At 46.3% G+C, this 20,280-nt stretch carries 19 protein-coding genes; 9 read left to right on the forward strand and 10 right to left on the reverse strand.

Features of this window, described 5'->3' with window-relative positions:
* Positions 1 to 69 precede the first annotated feature (69 nt).
* Complete coding sequence (locus tag H9J30_RS14145) at positions 70 to 708, forward strand: 3'-5' exonuclease (protein WP_240131571.1); 639 nt, start codon at positions 70 to 72, stop codon at positions 706 to 708.
* 400 nt (positions 709 to 1,108) lie between these two features.
* Here H9J30_RS14145 and H9J30_RS14150 read toward each other — a convergent pair whose 3' ends face one another.
* On the reverse strand, positions 1,109 to 2,149 hold the full coding sequence (locus H9J30_RS14150; RefSeq protein WP_240131572.1) for a LacI family DNA-binding transcriptional regulator: 1,041 nt from the start codon (positions 2,147 to 2,149) through the stop codon (positions 1,109 to 1,111).
* Between the two features lie 316 nt (positions 2,150 to 2,465).
* Complete coding sequence (locus H9J30_RS14155) at positions 2,466 to 3,194, reverse strand: DUF3334 family protein (protein WP_240131573.1); 729 nt, start codon at positions 3,192 to 3,194, stop codon at positions 2,466 to 2,468.
* Positions 3,195 to 3,538: 344 nt separating this feature from the next.
* On the opposite strand from H9J30_RS14155, the gene H9J30_RS14160 reads away from it, so the two are divergent.
* The 5 genes from H9J30_RS14160 to crr all read left to right on the forward strand — a co-directional run bounded on the left by H9J30_RS14160 (position 3,539) and on the right by crr (position 8,330).
* The gene (locus H9J30_RS14160; RefSeq protein ID WP_240131574.1) at positions 3,539 to 5,176 is read left to right on the forward strand and encodes a methyl-accepting chemotaxis protein; all 1,638 of its coding nucleotides are present in this window, start codon (positions 3,539 to 3,541) and stop codon (positions 5,174 to 5,176) included.
* A gap of 164 nt (positions 5,177 to 5,340) precedes the next feature.
* Positions 5,341 to 5,727, forward strand: coding sequence for an ACT domain-containing protein (locus H9J30_RS14165; protein WP_240131575.1), 387 nt, complete (start codon positions 5,341 to 5,343; stop codon positions 5,725 to 5,727).
* A 32-nt stretch (positions 5,728 to 5,759) separates the two neighbouring features.
* Positions 5,760 to 6,017: an HPr family phosphocarrier protein gene (locus H9J30_RS14170; protein WP_240131576.1), complete on the forward strand. Its 258-nt coding sequence runs from the start codon at positions 5,760 to 5,762 to the stop codon at positions 6,015 to 6,017.
* A gap of 28 nt (positions 6,018 to 6,045) precedes the next feature.
* Positions 6,046 to 7,749 carry a phosphoenolpyruvate--protein phosphotransferase gene (gene ptsP / locus H9J30_RS14175; RefSeq protein WP_240131577.1) on the forward strand — a complete coding sequence of 568 codons (1,704 nt, stop codon included), beginning with the start codon at positions 6,046 to 6,048 and terminating at the stop codon, positions 7,747 to 7,749.
* Positions 7,750 to 7,820: 71 nt separating this feature from the next.
* Positions 7,821 to 8,330 (forward strand): PTS glucose transporter subunit IIA, encoded by a 510-nt coding sequence (gene crr, locus H9J30_RS14180; protein ID WP_240131578.1) that lies wholly within the window; start codon positions 7,821 to 7,823, stop codon positions 8,328 to 8,330.
* Between the two features lie 132 nt (positions 8,331 to 8,462).
* Here crr and H9J30_RS14185 read toward each other — a convergent pair whose 3' ends face one another.
* The 8 genes from H9J30_RS14185 to H9J30_RS14220 all read right to left on the reverse strand — a co-directional run bounded on the left by H9J30_RS14185 (position 8,463) and on the right by H9J30_RS14220 (position 17,912).
* Positions 8,463 to 8,810, reverse strand: coding sequence for a hypothetical protein (locus H9J30_RS14185; protein WP_240131579.1), 348 nt, complete (start codon positions 8,808 to 8,810; stop codon positions 8,463 to 8,465).
* A 137-nt stretch (positions 8,811 to 8,947) separates the two neighbouring features.
* Positions 8,948 to 9,535 (reverse strand): cytochrome c3 family protein, encoded by a 588-nt coding sequence (locus H9J30_RS14190; RefSeq protein ID WP_240131580.1) that lies wholly within the window; start codon positions 9,533 to 9,535, stop codon positions 8,948 to 8,950.
* Positions 9,536 to 9,543: 8 nt separating this feature from the next.
* Positions 9,544 to 10,029: a nitrate reductase cytochrome c-type subunit gene (locus H9J30_RS14195; protein ID WP_240131581.1), complete on the reverse strand. Its 486-nt coding sequence runs from the start codon at positions 10,027 to 10,029 to the stop codon at positions 9,544 to 9,546.
* A gap of 10 nt (positions 10,030 to 10,039) precedes the next feature.
* Positions 10,040 to 12,529: a nitrate reductase catalytic subunit NapA gene (gene napA / locus H9J30_RS14200; protein ID WP_240131594.1), complete on the reverse strand. Its 2,490-nt coding sequence runs from the start codon at positions 12,527 to 12,529 to the stop codon at positions 10,040 to 10,042.
* Between the two features lie 2 nt (positions 12,530 to 12,531).
* On the reverse strand, positions 12,532 to 12,789 hold the full coding sequence (locus H9J30_RS14205; protein WP_240131582.1) for a chaperone NapD: 258 nt from the start codon (positions 12,787 to 12,789) through the stop codon (positions 12,532 to 12,534).
* Between the two features lie 41 nt (positions 12,790 to 12,830).
* Positions 12,831 to 12,989, reverse strand: coding sequence for a periplasmic nitrate reductase, NapE protein (locus H9J30_RS14210; RefSeq protein WP_240131583.1), 159 nt, complete (start codon positions 12,987 to 12,989; stop codon positions 12,831 to 12,833).
* A gap of 511 nt (positions 12,990 to 13,500) precedes the next feature.
* Positions 13,501 to 17,382: an ATP-dependent RNA helicase HrpA gene (gene hrpA / locus H9J30_RS14215; protein WP_240131584.1), complete on the reverse strand. Its 3,882-nt coding sequence runs from the start codon at positions 17,380 to 17,382 to the stop codon at positions 13,501 to 13,503.
* A 113-nt stretch (positions 17,383 to 17,495) separates the two neighbouring features.
* Positions 17,496 to 17,912 (reverse strand): CBS domain-containing protein, encoded by a 417-nt coding sequence (locus tag H9J30_RS14220; protein ID WP_240131585.1) that lies wholly within the window; start codon positions 17,910 to 17,912, stop codon positions 17,496 to 17,498.
* A 217-nt stretch (positions 17,913 to 18,129) separates the two neighbouring features.
* On the opposite strand from H9J30_RS14220, the gene H9J30_RS14225 reads away from it, so the two are divergent.
* The 3 genes from H9J30_RS14225 (at position 18,130) to H9J30_RS14235 (ending at position 20,101) form a co-directional block, all read left to right on the forward strand.
* Positions 18,130 to 18,396 carry a hypothetical protein gene (locus H9J30_RS14225; protein ID WP_240131586.1) on the forward strand — a complete coding sequence of 89 codons (267 nt, stop codon included), beginning with the start codon at positions 18,130 to 18,132 and terminating at the stop codon, positions 18,394 to 18,396.
* A gap of 658 nt (positions 18,397 to 19,054) precedes the next feature.
* On the forward strand, positions 19,055 to 19,276 hold the full coding sequence (locus H9J30_RS14230) for a hypothetical protein (RefSeq protein ID WP_240131587.1): 222 nt from the start codon (positions 19,055 to 19,057) through the stop codon (positions 19,274 to 19,276).
* Positions 19,277 to 19,333: 57 nt separating this feature from the next.
* Complete coding sequence (locus H9J30_RS14235) at positions 19,334 to 20,101, forward strand: hypothetical protein (RefSeq protein WP_240131588.1); 768 nt, start codon at positions 19,334 to 19,336, stop codon at positions 20,099 to 20,101.
* Positions 20,102 to 20,280: the final 179 nt, after the last annotated feature.

Here is a 20,280-nt window from a genome sequence, read left to right on the forward strand (position 1 = left end):
CAAGCGATGTCATGACAATGTAATGAACTCATACAACACACTTTGCCATCCCAATAAGTAGTTAATTTTATGCCCAAAACACCCGCCTACACACCCGCCAATACCCTTGTGGTGGTCGATTTTGAAACCTCGGGACTCTCACCAAATCAGGGTGCCCGTGCCATTGAGATTGGCGCGGTATTAATTGAGCAAGGCCAGATTACTACGCGTTTTTCAGAATTAATGAATCCCGGTTTTCGGATAAACGCCTTTATTGAAGATTACACCGGGATCAGCAATCAAATGCTCGCCCACGCGGCGCCCTGTGCGGAGGTAATGGCACGCTTTGCAGAATTTATCGGCAAGCATCATCTGGTGGCCCATAACGCCGCCTTCGATCAGCGGTTTCTTGATGCCGAATTTGCTCACATCGGTCACCAATATTCAGGTCAATTTGGTTGTTCATTACTGCTGGCAAGGCGTTTATACCCTGAGGCCATCAATCATCAGTTGGCAACATTAGTACGCCATAAGCAGCTACCGAACAATGGCACTTTCCACCGTGCGCTTGCTGACGCGGAAATGACGGGACATTTATGGCTACGAATGCTAGCGGATCTGAAACAGGATTTTGCGATTGTAGAACCGCCCTTTAGCCTAATGCAAAAAGTGATGAGCAAGAGTAAAGCCGAAGTACCTAAGTTTCTCCGTCAGTATGCAAGAGCTTAATACGGCACATTTTTAACTAGCTGATGCGTCAAAACAATTGAGCTAATAAATCGCTTGAATGTTCGCTCAACAAAAAGCCGAGTGTCTAGAGCGTGTGATGTTTCGAGATTAAATTTTGTTCGTTCTGGTAAGCTCGTGCTCGCGAAACGAAAAATGACGTGTCGTTATTCGACTCAAATGATGATCGGCTCAGATGGCAGAAAGTAAGAGCAAGGGCTTGCCAGACGCCCCCTTCGGACAGCATTTGGCAAGCGTTTCTGCCGCGTTAGTTTATGTAGAATAACTACACCGCACGGACTTTGCCTTGCATAAACGTCAGCCAAATTGCTGCCAAAATACCCTAAAACATCAACACGCCCTAGGGACGCTCGGCTCAGTGCCTGCTTCACTTTGGCAAGATTTAATCAAGGGGCGTATGGTCAATCCCGCAGGAACTGCGAACCACTAAGGTGGTGGGGATCAATTGTGGACCCACAGCCTGACCGCGAATAAGCTTAAGCAGACTCTCGACTAAAATCTCGCCCGCTAACTGTGTGTTTTGCTTGATGGTAGTCAGTGGTGGATTGGCAAAACTTGCCACTGGAATATCATCGTAGCCCACTACGGCCACTTGCTCAGGCACTAATATTCCCTTCTCTTTTAAGGCTCGAATAGCACCAATCGCAATTAAATCGCTGGCGGCAAAAATCGCATCAAACATCAGCCCTTTTTCCATTAATGCCATCGCTGCATCATAACCAGCACTTTCAGTACTAATGGCTGAAATCTGCCGCTCGGCCACTACTGATAATCCGGCGGTTTGCAAGGCTTTTACATGGCCTAAATATCTGTCTCGAAATTCAGGGCTATGACTGGAAGCATCGCCTAAGAAGGCAAAGGCTCTACGTCCAAGGGAAATTAAATGTTCTGTTGCAATCAAGCCACCTTGATGATTATCACAACCGATGGACAACACGGATTTATTATTATGCTCTGCCCCCCAAATCACAAAATGCGTATGCTGCGCGAGTAACTTTTCGAGCTTCTGCTCGTAATCCATGTAGTCGCCGTAACCCAGTAAAATAATGCCATCGGCTTTATTGCTGTCCTCATAATCGGCATGCCAATCACTCGAAAGCTGCTGAAATGAAACGAGTAAATCATAACCTTGCTGTGCAGTTGCCCGAGTAATCGACCCTAACATTGACAGGAAAAATGGGTTGATCAGTGAATCATCATTCGTGGGGTCTTCACATAACAACAGCGCTAAAGTATGGCTATTTTGGGTACGCAAATTACTGGCGTTTTTATCCACCTTGTAGTTGAGTTCTTTGGCAATTGCTTGGATCCGCTCACGGGTCTCTAAATTGACCAGCGGGCTGTTTCTGAGGGCTCGGGAAACCGTTGACTGGGATACACCAGCACGATAAGCAATATCAATGGAGGTCGCTTTCGATGCCATAGCGAAGGTCACCATAATAATTATTTTGGGGGATACTAAAACAGTTCTAACGACTTGTATAGCCTAAGGATTTACAACTGTCTAACAAGTTAACAGTTTTAGTCCAATTTAAGATATTGAACGGTTGAGATCCATTGACAACAAAACCAGCCAAGTGAGGCTTAAATCAAAGAATCAAGTTATCCCAGCATAAATGAGTCGAATCTTTAAAAACGCGGAACGAGCAAATATTCAAATGAATAAGTGGATTAAGCCGTCAAGTGTCAGCAACAGTCGATACAAACCATAAGGCGTTTGTATCGACCTAAGGGATGAGTTAGATGCCTAATTCATCAAGCAAATCATCGGCATCCATATTGGTATGCTGTTGACTAATGGCTGGTTTATCTGCGATTCGGCTCCAAGGCGTGATACCATCCACATTTGAAGCTTGTGCCCCACTCATGCCGTGTTGCTCGAGTAAGCTATCTGGATCAAATTCCTCATCATATTCAAACTCATCTAACTTGATAAATTCGGTTTTATCCATGGCAAATTCGAGGTAGAAGATATGGTTATTTTCGGTTTTAAAGGACACTCGTCTTGCCACTGCCTCATCTAAGTTTGCATCAATGGAAATAGTTAACTCTTTGTTTATAGTTAACATTTTAGGTTGACTCTGACTAATAGATGTTTGCAACTCCTTAGAAATTTTATTGATGAAGTCACCCAAGATTTGGTTCATCAATTCGCCCATCACATTACTAACTTCATCGGAAGTATGGGAAAAGGCTAATTCCTCTTCAGGCATACCCATATTGAGCATATAGCGACGATAGATTTCGATAGCCGCAGGCGCCGAAAAGTTAATGACAACAAGCCCTGAAAATCCACCGTCAAAAATCGAAAAACACCCTAGATCAGGTTTCAAACGGGTACGCGCAATGCTTTGTACCATACCTGCATGACTCACATGACTCGCACTTGTGCTGGATAGCACGTGGGCAACGGAGTGGCATAACTTCAACAAGATATCGTCTGAAGTCACAATAGTATTTGTAGTCATAATCGATTCTCAAACATAACAGTTGATTAATCTTGCGCGTAAAAGAGTAAAAAATCAAAATTAAAACAACTAATTAGACATCATTACCAATGTTAATGTTGTTAACGGACGGTAAGTTATTGAATTTAATAAATACTTCATTGAGCGCCAATAGACTAAACGTGATGCAGCCAAAATGAGCCATAAATTCATCATTCAGATGAGGCTCAAGCTAAGATCCTGCTTAAGATCAAAGAAACCCCATATTGTTTACGACTTTAGATAAAATTTAACCCGCTAATATTCTATTAAAAAACATTCGCGGGTATATTGATGCCCATTATTTTCGCGCCTGAGGACTCCAGATGATCACTTTTTTGCGCCAATTCACCATTTTAAAACGTCTGATGATGATGTTAGTGATGGCGGCCATTGGTACTGTCTGTTTTGCCAGTTTTTCGATTAAAGAACAATACAGTAATTTGATCGAACAAAAGTGGTTACAAATTGATGGTCAGCTTGGCAGTATTTTGAGTGTGATTGACGTTTATCGCCAAGATGCCGCTAGCGGAAAAATGAGTGAACAAGAGGCCCAAAAAGCCGCGGCGAGCCTCATCAATCAAACCCGCTATGCTGGTGTGGGTTACTTTATTCTCATTGATGATAACAACCAAATCCTGGCCCATGGTGAAAGTGCCAGTATGATCGGGACATCCGCTCAGAATTTCACGCTTCCCAATGGTTCTAACCCACTGACAACGCTATTGTCTCAAGCTCGACAAAATGGCAAATCCACGCTGGAATATCCCATCGCTAACCCTGTAACCAAAATCGTCGAAGATAAATTAGCGGAAGCACGCTATTACCCACAATGGGGCTGGACACTGATCACTGGGGCGTATTTGAGTGATGTCAAAGAAAGTCTTAACGAAGTGATGATCGATTATCTGATTATCATGTTTCTCATTTCAGTGCCTATTTTTGCATTTTTCCTGGTATTAAATCATTCGATCACATCTCCACTGAATGATGCCATTGAAGCCCTTGAAGATATCGCCCAAGGCGAAGGCGACTTAAGCCAGCGTTTAAGTACGCAAGGTAAAGATGAAGTGGCTCACCTAGCCCATGCTTTTAACCTTTTCGCCCAAAAGATTGGCGATATGGTTGGACATCTACAACCCTTAGGCCAGTCCCTCGACAACGATGCTAAGTTATTAATGCTTGCTGTAGAAGAGTCCAACCAAAGCGCCGAACATATTCATCGCGAAACTGGCAGCGTAGCGACTGCGGTGAATCAAATGCTGTCCACAACCCATGAAATGGCGAGTAATACGCAACAGGCCGCCGATGCTGCCACCAGTGTAAAAAGTCAGGCTCAGCAAAGTAAAGGTGTCATTGACAATACCGTGCGCGATACAGATAAGTTGGTGCAGGAGCTTAAAGCCTCTGAAGCCATCACCCAAAAATTGGGGCAAGCCTCAGGTCAAATAGGCAGTATTTTGGATGTGATCCGCGCCATTGCAGAACAAACTAATCTACTGGCACTAAACGCGGCCATTGAAGCTGCGCGCGCTGGGAGTCATGGCCGTGGATTTGCCGTGGTCGCCGATGAAGTCAGAGCCCTAGCCAATCGCACCCAAGATTCCACCAATGAGATCCAAAAAATCATCTCTGAAATTCAGACTGGTGTCGGTTCGGTGATGCAAAGTAACAGCCAAACGCAACGTCAATCAGAAGAATTGCAAGCTAAAGCACAAGAGGCTGGACAAGCAATGGCGGCAATTCTAGAGCTGATAGCCCATATCAGCGATATGAACACCCAATTGGCAAGTGCGACAGAGGAACAATCCCTTGTGACTGAAGAAATTAACCGTAATATCTGTAATATTTCAGAGTTGACCGAAGTTTCAGTCAAAGCCAATGAAAGCAACAGCCGTGCGGCCCAATCTCTGCAGGATATTAGCCAAGATATGTCCCATACCTTAGGCCAATTTAAAATATAACCTAACGAATGCTTTCAATGCTAACCAAAGAGGACGTGTTAAAACGTCCTCTTTTCGTTTAAAATTCGCTAATGTATTCGGCTAGATAGATGCCCTTTAAGCAGGATTTCATGTTATAAGTTAGGAACAAGACTTGTATTCGCTTCGCTAATTGAGGATCGTCCATGCGTATGACGTTGGCCGTACATACACGGCAGTACAGCATTCATAGCTTTCCCCCAAGTGCACCCATTCCGAGCGAAGTTTTTGCTGAAGAAGTGTATTTTATCTGCAAAACAGAAGAGGGTTTGACACTGGTGGTGCCTAGTGAACTTGCACTGGACAGTTTAGAACAAGAAACCAATTGGAGTTGCTTAGAGGTATTAGGTCCACTCGGATTTTCATTGACGGGGATTTTATCGAAAATCGCCAGTACGTTAGCCGACGTGCAGATCAGTATTTTCGCCCTTTCCAGCTTCGATACCGACTATATTCTGGTGAAGAAAGATCGTCTTCAAAACGCAATTACAGCCTTAAAAAAGGCGGGTTACAAGATTATTGAATCAAAATAAGCACAGTAACCTTGATTAAGAGTTAATCCACTATGTACGAAAAATCTGTCACTATCACCGCAAAACATGGTATTCACACTCGTCCAGCCGCACTGTTGGTGAAAGAAGCGAAGACCTTCGATTGTGACGTTTTGGTTGAATGTAATGGCAAACAAGCGAGCGCCAAAAGCTTGTTTAAGCTACAAACATTAGGTTTGTACCATGGTGTCACCGTGAGAGTTTTCGCTGAGGGAGAGCAGGCGCAGGCAGCGGTTGAAAAAGTATCAAGCTTGTTAATCACCTTAAGTTAGGAACCGGCCAACATCATTAGGAATGACTATGTCGATAACGGGGATTATTGTGTCATCGGGTATCGCCTTCGGCAAGGCTTTACACCTTAACCATTGCGAAAACCACCTCGACTATCGTCCTATTCCACTCTCTAGGATCCCACTGCAGCAAAGTAAGTTTCTGAAGGCGTTACAAGCATTAAAGCAGCAGCTCAGTCTGAGTCAAACTAAGCTCGATCCCGAAAGTGAAAACTACCAACTGATTGAAGCCGATTTATTGCTCCTCGACGATGATGAGCTAATTGAACAAGTCAAAGAAGCTATCCGCACCTTACAGCTTTCTGCCAGTGTCGCTGTTGAGCGGATATTTGCCCATCAAGCCAATGAGCTAGAGTCCTTAGACGATCCCTATTTAGCTAATCGCGCCCAAGATGTTCGATGCCTTGGCCAACGTATCGTCACCGCGATTAATGGGCGTCTGGAACAAGGTTTAGCTGATCTGAATGAAGCAACAATACTGCTCGCCCAAGATCTGACCCCCGCTGAATTTGCCTTGCTCCCCAAAGAACATATCAGCGGTATTGTGCTTAAAACCGGTGGACTCACCAGTCATACTGCGATTTTAGCCCGCGCGGCTGGGATCCCGGCCATGTTAAGTTGTCAGTTTGATGCCGAATTCATTCCTAATGACACGCCATTAGTGCTTGATGCTCTAAACGGCGAACTTTATGTCAATCCTGAGCCTGAGCAACAAGCCCGTTTAACCGTCACCCTGCACCATGAGCAGGCAAGACGTCAGGCGCTTCAAACATACCGTAATGTGCCCGCTCAAACACAGGACGGCCATCACGTTGGTCTGCTGGCAAACGTAGGTAATTTAAATGAGATCACCCACGTTAAAGATGAAGGTGCTGATGGGATAGGCTTGTTTCGCACTGAATTTATGTTAATGCATACCAGCACCCTTCCGGATGAAAAAGCCCAGTACAACCTTTACTGCGAGGCCCTACATGCTTTAGGCGGAAAAACATTTACAATTAGAACGTTAGATATTGGTGCCGATAAAGAACTCCCCTGTTTATGCCAAGAAATCGAAGATAATCCAGCCTTGGGCCAACGTGGTGTTCGCTATACCTTAGCCCACCCTGAGTTGTTTAAAACCCAACTTCGCGCCATTTTACGGGCTGCTAATCACGGTCCAATTCGCTTGATGTTTCCCATGGTCAATCAAGTCGAAGAGTTGGATGAGATATTTAAGCTTATCGCCGAATGCCAAGATGCCCTAGAAGACGAAGAAAAAGGTTATGGCGAACTGAGTTACGGGATAGTGGTTGAAACACCCGCAGCGGTGTTGAATTTGGCGTCGATGTTGCCAAGGCTTGATTTTGTCAGCATAGGTACCAATGATTTAACACAATATGCGATGGCTGCCGATCGCACCAATCCCCAACTAACAAAGGATTACCCTTCGCTTTCGCCCGCGATTTTACACCTGATAAACATGACAATTACGCAAGCAAAAGCGGCTGGGGCTACAGTCTCGCTCTGTGGTGAGTTAGCCAGTTCGCCGCAAATGGCTCCGCTACTTGTTGGTATGGGGCTGGATGAACTCAGCGTTAACTTAAGCTCATTGCTCGAAGTGAAGGCGGCAATTTGCCAAGGTGAATTGGCTAAATTTTCTGTGTTAGCGCAAACAGCGATGCAGCAAAATAGACTTTCAGATCTGCAGCAGTGTATAACAAACTATAAATAATACATGTAATTGGTTATGCTGCTTCACAGACCATAAGAGAACAACAAAAACAAGCAAAGGGGCACAATATAATGGGATTTTTAAGTCGTATAAGGCGATTAGTATCAGGCCAACCACAACTGGCTGGTGGCATCATGGTCTATGCCCCAGTAAATGGGGAAATAGTCGCGATTGAAAAGGTCCCTGATGTCGTTTTTGCTGAAAAGATTGTGGGTGATGGAATCGCTATCGCGCCCAAAGGTGACACCATTGTTGCACCGATTGATGGTACTATCGGTAAAATATTCGAAACTAATCATGCCTTTAGTATCGAGTCGCCTCAAGGATTAGAATTATTTGTTCACTTTGGAGTGGGCACAGTAGAACTCAGAGGCCGTGGTTTTAGTCGTTTGGCCGAAGAAGGTCAAGAAGTGAAGGTAGGCGATCCGATTTTGTCATTTGATCTTGAGTATCTTAAAGATCAAGTGGATAGCTTACTCACGCCCGTCGTACTCGCCAATATGGAAGATGTGAAGTATCTAGATAAAGCTCAGGGTAACGTAACCGCAGGTAAAGACCCTATTTTTACGGTACAACTTTAGTCATCAGTTACTTGTACACAATGAGTACCGTTTTAAGCACCAAACGTGAAGCATCCCCTTTTCTTGCTAAGTGTTACCGCTATACTGCCAGCGGTAACACTACTGACCAAAGCAAAGCAGCCCCTTAAACCTCTAGTTGCTCTGCAAGTAATACCCATTAATGGTGATAAACTCAGAATCTTCCGTAAGCGGTAATTGGCCTAACTGTGACAATGCTTGTTTGAGTTTACTCATTATATCCGTCTGTAAAGCGCGGGCTGAAGGCGGTAAATCAGTCTTTATAATGCGTAGGGCTGTGATGGACTTATAGGCAATCACCCGTCTTACAAATACGCAGTCTTTTGCCTGTATTTGAGATATCACTTCATTTGATACTTCATAATCCAATGGAAAATCAGCCTCGCCTACCAGCCGTAATTGTAGGTAAACACAGTGTGACGCTAAGAGACTAATGCATTCACGCCATTTGGTATTGTTCATCACAACTCGTTGTCATTATCATCAATGCTAAATAGTATATATTTTTCATATAGATAAATCATTGATTCAAGCTAAAAATAAAAAGCCAAGTTTGGAGAGCACTTGGCCTTTGACTGGAGATGAAATATTACACGCGATTAGAAACCTTCAACGCCCGCCATATCAGGAAGATGATGGGCAATACCTTTGTGGCAATCAATACAGGTCTTCTCACCACTGGCCAGCGATGTGGAGTGCATCTGCGCGGCGCGTGGTGACTGTCTGGTAAAATCCATATAGGTAAAGTTATGGCAATTTCGACACTCGAGCGAGTCATTTGCCTTTAACCGCGCCCATTCATGTTCAGCTAGCTCACGACGTTTACTCTCAAACTTTTCGCGGGTATTGATGGTACCAAACACTTTACCCCACACTTCTTTTGATGCTTGCATCTTACGGGCAATTTTATCAGTCCAGTTATGCGGAACATGGCAGTCAGGACAGGTTGCACGCACCCCACTGCGGTTGGTGAAATGGATAGTCGACTGTAACTCTTGATAGACGTTATTTTCCATTTCATGGCAACCGATACAGAAGGCTTCTTGGTTGGTAGCTTCAAGCGCAGTGTTAAAGCCACCCCAGAAGATCACCCCCGCCACAAAGCCACCTAAGGTTAAAAACCCTAAACTGTAGTGCACACTCGGCCGATTGAGCACTTGCCAGATCTTTTTAAGTTTATCTAACATAGTGACTCCTAGTGTTTTTTCTGCACAGTGTTGGCTTTAATCAGATGATCCATATCCACAAAGTCGTTCTCGACCAGTAATTTTGCATCCAGTTGCGGCACATGGCACTGAGTGCAGAAATAACGCCTTGGCGAAAGCTCAGCTAAGAAGTTGTTGTCCCTATCCATATAGTGAGTCACGCTCACCATAGGTGCTTGGGAGTCCCCCGTGCGTTGCCTTGCGTGGCACGCCATACATTTATTGACCTTAAGATCGAGCTGATAGCCATCGATCTTATGTGGGATCACGGGTGGCTGCATCGGGTAGTTACGCACCTCTTTGATATCTTTATTCAGCACCGCCTGCATCGCGGGCGGTGTTGGCTCAACGTCAATTGGCACCTGACGTAAGGTATCGATTTTATCCTCCGGAATACTGGCTGCAGTCACACTGGTTATCATCAAGGCTGAAAAGGCAAGCGCACTAAATGCTGAAACTAATTTGAATGTTTTCATCCTGTGCTCCTTATACCTTGACGATTTTCACAGCGCATTTCTTAAAGTCGGTTTGTTTCGACAGCGGATCTGTCGCATCCAAGGTGACTTTATTAATGAGCTGACTGGCATCAAACCAAGGTACAAACACCAGACCCACTGGCGGCTTGTTACGACCACGGGTTTCGACACGGGTTTTGATTTCACCACGGCGAGACACGACGCGCACTTCATCACCACGGCGTAAACCACGTTTTTTGGCATCTTCTGGATGCATAAAACACACTGCATCGGGGAAGGCACGATAAAGCTCAGGCACACGTTGGGTCATCGAGCCCGAATGCCAGTGTTCAAGCACACGACCCGTAGATAGCCAAATATCGAATTCTTCATCAGGAGATTCTGCTGGTGGCTCATAGGGCAGCGCAAAAATCACCGCACGACCATCAGGATGTCCATAAAATTCAAAGCCTTTACCCGGTTTAACGTAGGGATCGGCTCCTTCTCGGAAACGCCATTGGGTTTCTTTGCCATTAACTACGGGCCAGCGAAGACCATGGGCTTCATGATAAGCATCAAACGGGGCCAAATCGTGACCATGGCCACGGCCAAAGGTGGCGTATTCTTCAAACAGGCCTTTTTGAACATAAAAGCCAAAATGTTTCGCTTCGTTGTTCAAATACTTAGGATCGGTATCGGCCAGAGGGAACTTATCGACATTGCCGTTTTTGTACAGCACTTCAAATAGGGTTTTGCCCTTAAATTGCGGATTAGCGGCCAAGACTTCCTTCGGCCAGACTTCGTCGGTCGTAAAGCGCTTAGAGAACTCCATCAACTGCCACAGATCCGAGTGAGATTCACCCGGTGCCTGCACCATTTGATGCCAAAATTGAGTGCGACGCTCAGCATTACCATAGGCGCCCTCTTTCTCAACCCACATCGCGGTTGGCAGAATTAAGTCCGCAGCTTGGGTCGTCACAGTGGGATACGCATCGGACACCACAATAAAGTTGGCGGGATTGCGATAGCCAGGTAAGCCTTCCTCATTGATGTTCGGGCCAGCCTGCATATTATTGTTCACTTGCACCCAATAGCAGTTCAAGTCGCCATCTTTTAAGCGGCGGTTTTGTTCGACGGCGTGATAACCGGGTTTTGGCGGAATAATACCGCTGGGGATCTTCCAAATTTCTTCGGCGTGTTTTCGATGCTCAGGGTTTGTTACCACCATATCCGCGGGTAAACGGTGGGAGAAGGTTCCCACTTCGCGCGCCGTACCGCAGGCAGAAGGTTGGCCAGTTAACGAGAACGGGCTGTTACCGGGAGTTGAAATCTTACCTGTTAGTAAGTGAATGTTATAAATCAGGTTATTACACCACACACCACGGGTATGTTGGTTAAAGCCCATGGTCCAGAACGAGGTGACCTTGGTATTAGGATCGGCATAAAGCTTCGCCAATTCAATGAGTTTAGCCTCTGGTACGCCCGACATTTTGCTGACCTTCTCCACCGTATATTCGGCGACAAAGGCCTTAAAAGTATCGAAATCAATCGGAGTCGAATCCCCTGCCGTTTTCACGTTTTTGGCTTTCTGCTCCAGCGGATGGGTTGGACGTAAGCCATAGCCGATATCCGTGGTACCTTGGCGGAAGTTAACGTGCTTCTTCACAAAGTCCCAGTTTACTTTATCGTTTTGAATGATGTAGTTGGCGATAAAGTTCAGGATGGCTAAGTCAGTTTGCGGCGTAAATACAATAGGTAAATCCGCTAAGTCGAAGGAGCGATGCTCAAACGTCGATAAAACTGCAACCTTCACATGGGATGCGCTTAAACGGCGATCGGTGACCCGAGTCCATAAAATCGGATGCATTTCAGCCATGTTAGAACCCCACAGCACAAAGGCATCGGCTGCTTCCATATCATCGTAACAGCCCATTGGCTCATCGATACCGAAGGTACGCATAAAGCCCACCACGGCTGACGCCATACAGTGACGCGCATTCGGATCAATGTTGTTAGAGCCAAAGCCCGCCTTCATCAACTTAACCGCGGCGTAGCCTTCCCAGACGGTCCATTGGCCCGAGCCAAACATCCCAACTGCGGTAGGTCCTTTGGCTTTTAAGGTTTCCTTCCATTTCTGCGCCATGATATCAAAAGCGCTATCCCAACTAATGGGAGTAAATTCACCGTGCTTGTCGTACTTGCCGTCGGTCATTCTGAGCATTGGCGTGGTCAAACGATCGCTGCCATACATAATTTTCGACAGAAAGTAACCCTTAATACAGTTAAGGCCGCGGTTTACTTCGCTGTTTGCATCGCCGTGGGTGGCAACCACTTTGCCATCACGGGTCGCGACAATTACCGAGCAGCCCGTACCACAGAAACGGCAAGGCGCTTTGTTCCACTCCAATTTGGTTTGCTCTGAGCTAGTAATTAAATTGCTCGCCGATGCTGGCAGCGCTAAACCTGCGGCGCCCGCTGCTGCAATCACTGCATTGGCTTTTATAAAGTCACGTCTATTCATGTTCATTCTTCACCCTCTTCAAGCGCTTCACTCTGGTGGTAAACCATAGTGGCGGATAACACGCCAGAAATGGCATTAATCTGTTCAATACCGTCCATCAAGGCACGTTGGGAGTTACCTTCAAGTACGACGACGAGTTTTACTTCGTTATTGACAGAGAGTTCGGCGTTTTCAATCGCCATAATGTGTTGCCTGACTTCCGCCATCTTATTTGGCATGACTTGCACCACGAGACTCGTGATATGCAGCTCTTTGCTCATCCGACACTCCGCTTATTCATGTTGTTATTGTTCTTTGGACCTCAACCTGCACCCGGTGGGCCGGTGAAGATTTGGCTAATCCATATGGCAAATCCCAATCCACTCACCAACAACACGGATAAGAGGGGGGCGAGAAATACGGTTAAAAAGATAAAAATTTTCAGTTCTAAGGATTTTTCTGCTGCGCTATTAGCACTCATGCGTCCTCCAAGCGGTTCATTCCTGCGATGGATAACTCTGACCAAACACCGGATTGATGAGTATTTTAATTGCATCTTTAATCGAAAAATGATCATAACGTTAAACTGTTAACAAACTGTATACCTCCAAATCGGTAAACCCGTTAATGCTTGATCCAGATCATCAATTTAAAGATACATTTGATTAGATCACGGTTTTTAAGTGTTGTTTTAGATTACAAGCTGATAGATTAATTTGGTTTTCTTGTTAATTAATAACTAAAGCATCGGGTGGTAAAAGTTGTCAGTTATAAAAACACACAAGATTTGAACAAAATATATCTTAAGGAGTATGACGGTTGCTCTCACCCATGGCGTCTATGTAGCTACCTAGCGAGTTTAGGCAAAATGTATTAGTTGTGCTGTCGATACACTCACCCGATCAGCATATTCAAAGTATAAAAAAGCCGAACTCTGTATAGGTTCGGCTTTTCATAATACAGCCTGAGTTGGCCTTGTTTAGCGGAGTAAATTAGCTCAGCAGGATATGGTTTAAGATACGCTTTTCCGAGATAGGATAGGCAGTACCAAGCGCTTGGGCAAAGCATGACACCCGGTACTCTTCAATCATCCAGCGCGCTTCTATCAGTGCCGCTGGTGTAGGCTGCGAGCGTGGCACCTTAGCAAGTTGCGCCGCTAAGGCCTCCTGCACTTTAGTGATACTCTGCATATGCAAGCGGTCACGGGTCGGGTCTACAGGTAATTTATCGATCCGGATTTCAATCGCCTTTAAGTAGCGCGCCACATCCGCTAAGCGATTCCAACCACAAGCTTCAACAAATCCCTTAAAGACTAATTGGTCCAATTGGCTTTGAATATCACTCATCGCAAAAGCAATATCCAAACTGATTTTGCCCTTAGTCCGCTTTTTAATGCCTTGGTAGAGCGTCAAAATCCGCTCCACTTTTAGGGCAATTTGCTCGGCGGTAGGGTTCAGCTCTTGGCGCACCCAATCCTTAGCCTGTTCGAACTGAGCAGCATCGCGCACATCCAGCGCTTTCTCATCGAGTAATTGCTGCACCGCTGCGGCAATGATGTCATCAATCAGAATTTGGACTTGGCCAAATGGATTGAAATACATTGCTAATTTTGCCTTGTTCGGCAGCGCCTGTTGCAGGTGTTTTACTGGTGAGGGGATATTTAGTAACAACAAGCGTCTAAGCCCCTGACGATGCGCCGCCTCTGCCTCAAATTCATCATCAAATAATTTGATGGCAACTGAATCTTTATTATCAATCAAGGCGGGGAATGCCCGCACTTGATAGTTACCCTTACGCTGCTCAAATTGCTTAGGTAAGTCACCAAATGACCATTCGGTGATCGCTTCTTTCTCAATGCCCTTATCCGCTACTTGACGAATCGCCTTCGCGACCACGCCCTGTAACTCGGCCTTTAAGGTATCAAGCACCCGCCCCTGTGCCACTAACTTGCCCTTGTCATCCTCAATCTTAAAGTTCATCAGCAAATGCACTGGCATCTGCGAAACATCAAAATCTTCAGGATTGACGCGCGTGCCACTCATACGCAGCAGCTGTTTGCACATGGCCTCGAGTAAACTGGCGCTAAAGGGCTGCATCGCCTGCACGCAGGCACGGGCATAATCGGGCGCAGGCACAAAGTTACGTCGCAGCCCCTTTGGCAGGGATTTAATTAGCGCGACGCATTTCTCCTCACGCATTCCCGCCACTAGCCAATCGAAATCCGTATCATCGATTTGATTAAGTAACGCCACAGGAATATGCACAGAGACACCATCATCACTCGCAGCTGGGTCGAAGTGATAACTGAGTTGCAGGCGAATATTGCCCTTGTGCCAGCTATCAGGGAAATCCAATGCCGAGATATGATCGGCACTGCGCTGCATCAATAGCGACTTATTAAAATCGAGTAAATCGGGCTGAGTTCGGCGCGCTTCCTTCCACCAGCTAAAGAACTTAGGCGCGTTATAGATGCCTTCGGGAATGCGCGGCTCGTAAAAGTCCATCAACACTTGTTCATCGACCAAAATATCGCGGCGACGGGACTTGTGCTCGAGCGCTTCGACATCCTCCAATAACTTTTGGTTAGCGATAAAGAAGGCTTCTTTGGTCTGTAACTGCCCTTCGGCGAGCGCGCTACGAATAAAGATTTCGCGCGCTTCAACAGGATTAATCGGCCCATATTGCACGCGGCGGCGATGCACCACGGTCAAGCCATAGAGCACTTGATTCTCAAAGGCGATCACACTGCCCTGTTTCGCCTCAAAATGTGGCTCTAGGTGATTCTTTTTAATCAGATGTGCTGCTAACGGCTCGAGCCACTCTGGCTCAATTTTGGCGCAGCAGCGGGCAAACAGCTTAGAGGTTTCCATCAGCTCCGCCGCCATAATCCACTTAGGGCCTTTCTTAGCCAACGGAGAGCCGGGGAACACAAAAAACTTACGATTACGCGCGCCTAAGTATTCGTTGTTATTGTCCTTAAAGCCAATATGGCTGAGCAGACCCGATAACAGCGCACGGTGCAGCGCATCGTAGCTCGCAGGAGTATCGTTTAAGCGCCACTTTAAATCGTGAACCGCTTGTTTTAACTGAGTATATAAATCCTGCCATTCACGCACCCGCAGGTAGGCTAAGAACTCGTCGCGGCACTTTTTACGGAACTGACTGGCGGATAATTCCTTTTGTTGCTCTTTTAAGTGCTGCCATAAGTTTACCCAACTGACAAAATCAGACTGGGGATCGGCAAAGCGGCGATGGGCTTCATCGGACGCCTGCTTTTTATCCATGGGCCGCTCACGGGGATCTTGAATCGACAGCCCTGAGGCGATCACTAACACCTCATTTAAGCAACCAAGTTGGTGGCTCTCGACCACCATACGCGCTAAACGTGGATCGACGGGGATTTGCGATAACTGCCGCCCCAGCGGCGTTAACACTATATTGCCCTTCTGCTGCTTAACCGCCTGTAATTCCTCAAGCAGTAAGAAGCCATCGCGAATATGGCGCGGATCGGGTGGCTCAATAAACGGGAAAGCAGCGATATCGCCAAGGCCGATAGCGAGCATCTGCAAAATCACCGACGCCAAATTGGTGCGTAAGATTTCGGGATCAGTAAAGGCTGGGCGGTTATTAAAATCCGCCTCATCGTATAAGCGTATACAAATCCCCGGACCAACACGGCCGCAGCGGCCTTGGCGCTGATTGGCACTCGCCTGTGAAATCGGCTCAATCGGCAAACGTTGGACTTTAGTGCGATAACTATAACGGCTGATCCGCGCTGTCCCTGGGTCAATCACGTAGCGAATACCCGGCACTGTCAGCGAGGTTTCCGCTACGTTAGTCGCAAGCACGATGCGACGCCCTGTATGACTGCTAAAGACCTTTGATTGCTCGCCGTAGGAGAGGCGCGCATACAGCGGCAAAATCTCGGTATCGCGGTAATTACGCCGATTAAGCTGCTCTGCGGTATCACGAATTTCGCGCTCACCGTTCATAAAGATCAAAATATCGCCCAAGCCTTCGGCAACCAGCTCATCAACGGCGGCAAAAATCCCTTCAATTTGGTCGAGATCCGCTTCGGTATCTTGCACCAGCGGGCGATAACGGGTTTCGACCGGATAGGTCCGCCCTGACACCTCAATAATCGGCGCATTATTGAAATGCTTAGAAAAACGCTCAACATCAATGGTCGCCGAGGTGATGATGATCTTAAGATCGGGGCGTTTTTTCAGAATTTGCTTGAGGTAACCCAAGATAAAATCGATGTTGAGGCTACGTTCATGCGCCTCGTCGATAATGATAGTATCGTATTGATCTAAATAACGATCTGAAGTCAGCTCCGCCAGTAAAATCCCGTCGGTCATCAGCTTAATATAGGATTCACTCTTTAAGGCATCGGCAAAACGCACCTTAAAGCCCACTACTTCACCGAGCGGGCTTTGCAATTCTTCAGCTACCCTTGACGCGACACTGCGCGCCGCTAAACGCCGCGGCTGGGTATGACCAATAAAACCACGGCTGCCTAAGCCCAGTTCTAAACAGATTTTAGGCAACTGCGTAGTTTTACCCGAGCCGGTTTCACCCGCAATGATCACCACTTGGTTTTCACTAATGGCTTTGGCGATGTCTTCGCGCATGCCACTGACGGGCAGATTGTCAGGATAATTTATCTTAGGGCGAGCCTTTAGGCGCTGCTCTACTTTCTCGAACGCTGCTTGCGCCTGCTCAGCAAGTTTGGCTAATTCTTGTGTTTTTTTGTCAGAATCGGCTTCTTTATGGAGCTTAAATAAACGGCGGCGGATCCGCGAGGCATCACTTTGAAAGCACTGCTGGAGAAAGGCGCTCGATAGCGGATGTTTGTCAGAGTTCAAAACCAAATTCCATTGCTAGCATCGAAAATGGCGATCCTAGCAAGGAACCTGGTTTATTGGTATGGCTAATTGTTCAAAACACACCGTAAAACGCGGTAAATTCCCTCCCAAATAACGGCTTAGGCGGGCGCAAGATAACATTGCTGCATGTACACATTCATTGCTCTTAACACATTGGTGCGATTGATTGTGCCGATGACTTTGCCATTATCCACCACGGGATAGATCTTTGGCTTAGCGCCCAGCATTTGCTCCGCGAGTTGTAAAATACTCTCATCAGGACCGACATACAGCACTTCAGTGCGCATGCAATCCTTCACCACCGAGGTCAAGTCGCAGTGATAGCTGCTCTTTAACATGACAGCTAAGCAGTCTTGCTGGGATAAAAATCCCACCAAATTGCCACTGTCATCCACCACCGCAGCCCCCATTTTGTTATTATCTAACAGTTTTTCAACTGCTGTCGCCAGTGACATAGTGGCACGTAGCAACACAGGCTGACGGTCCATATGGTCGCGAATTTTAATTGAATCCATAGCAATCTCCCCAAACTTACCTGTAACAAACTCACTAACCTGAGCTTTGAGTCTAGTCAAAATCTCGCAAGAGTTAAGTAATTAAAATCGATTGAAGTTATCTGATTACTTGGGCGTGTTGACGTTTCGAGATTAGATTTTGTTCGTTCTGGCAAGCATGTGCTCGCGAAACGAGGAATGATGTGTCGTTATTCTACTCAAATGACGAGCGGCTCTTATGACAGAAAGTAAGCGCAAGGGCTTGCCAGACGCCCCTTCGGGCAGCATTTGGCTGGCGTTTCAGCTACGTTATCGTCCGTTTATGTTGAATAACGACACTGCACGGACTTTGCCTTGCATAAACGGTGAGCCAAATTGCTGCAAAAATAACCCTGAAACGTCAACACGCCCTAAAGAGGACGTTGAATATGCTAAGTTGTTAGGAGTTCTCGATAAAATAATCTACATGAGTAATGCCAAGAAATTTAAACATGCAGAAATCTAACACGGACATAAGCTGACTTGAAAAAGCGTAAATGGTCCCCAAACAACAAAGGGAACCAGTAAAATACTGATTCCCCTTGCTTTTATATGGCGGTGAGAGAGGGAGTCGAACCCTATAATATTGTTTTTCAGTCCGCTTATGTCCGCGTTTTGTAAGGGTTTAGCTGTTTTCACTCAGGACTATAGCGGACACAAAAGACCTGTGTTTTGCCCAGATTTTGCCCAGACTTTTAAGGTGGAAAAAGCGCGCTTCTCAATTCGACTCCTCGATCAGGAACACACTTAGCAGTCGTGCTCCTCTACTAAAAAACCGCTTGCAATAGATTTTCGTAAAGGCAAACTTGTTAGCAACAGCGCATGCTGTGACAAGGGTGTTTCCTTGTGGTGTTAAATAAGATTGACTGATAGGAAAGACTAACCGAGCCCACTGCGTTAGTGTGGGGCATATTGGCAAGGTGATTATGGCATACACGTTAACGCAAAAGACGGCAACAGCTATGCGTAAGCCGGAACGTGACGAGTAATCATCTTGACCAATGTGTTGCACAGCAATGTGATTATCCCATTGACAGGGATTTGCCGATTTATAAAGGTAGGCCAGCACATTACCAACCAATCCCCGCCTATACTCTAGGCTGGTTTTATTTTTAAGGGCCAATATGCACCTAATCGCTATGCTGGTTTTAGTCATCTTAGGTTATGCCGCTGGCGAGAATATTAGCTGGCTGCTTGGTCTACCGATCATCTGTGTCGGGCTTTATATGTTTGAGGTGGGCGGGAAGAAAGCGAGGGGGTGGCGGCAAAGTCAGGAGGACTTTTTTGCAGGGTTAGGATTGCTTGCGATGGTGTTATTAGTTATCGGGACGGCGCTGGGTTGGTGACAGGATATTAAACCAATGCTATAACGATGTATCTGGAATCGATACCTCGGCAACAACATGACACGGACGCTAACCCTTCTATTCTCCGCGCTACTAGCAACAGGCTGCGCAAGTAAAACCACCATCACCTACATTACCGAGCCACAAGGCGCGACGCTGTTTGAGCGTAATAGCGGCAATTACCTTGGCGCAACCCCTGCTGTTGTTGAGTACAACTGGGATAAGAGATTTATGCGCGGCAAGTGCCTAGTCGTCAATGGTGTAGATGCTATTTGGTCTAGCGGTACTAAATCAAGCTCAGATCATCTGCTAACGCTTTGCGAAGGCAAGCGAAATTATCAAGTCGTTATCCCCTATCATGGCAATCAAGATCAGCTAATCGTTGACTCGCAAGCAGGATACCAGCAACAGCAAACTGTCGCAGCGCAACAACAGGCCGATAATGATGCGGCCATGTATATTCTTGGTGCGTCGCTTATCAATTCAACCGCAACTCTGGTTAACGCCAGTAATCCCCCGCCAACTTTCCAGCCTGCATACAATCAATCACTACAAACTGCGCAAACTCAAAACAGGCAATTAACCGCATCGAACGGCTGCACCTCAGACTATCAATGCGGCCTAGGTTTATCCTGCATCAAAGCGCCAATGCAAAACACTGGGCAGTGCATGCAAAAAGTAAATGAGTACGGCACGCCATTGCCGACAATCAGCAACCCAAGCAGCGCATTACCTAACACTAATATCAATGGGCAATGCACGCTTAACAGTGAATGCCCTATTGGTTTTAGGTGTGACATGGGTTTGAAGGTTTGTGTTAAATGAGTTGTTTAATTTACCATATATCGATTTTTACCCATGTTGCAGTACTTAATGGGTTAGTCATCATAATCCTGAAATTGACATATGAAGTACTATCACCGTCTGCATAGATTACACCCTCGAACCACGAGTTGCTGTTGATTGTAGAACCCATGGTGGCAATGGTCCCGCCGTTGACAACA

Source organism: Shewanella cutis, assembly GCF_022410515.1.
Classification (GTDB): domain Bacteria; phylum Pseudomonadota; class Gammaproteobacteria; order Enterobacterales; family Shewanellaceae; genus Shewanella; species Shewanella cutis.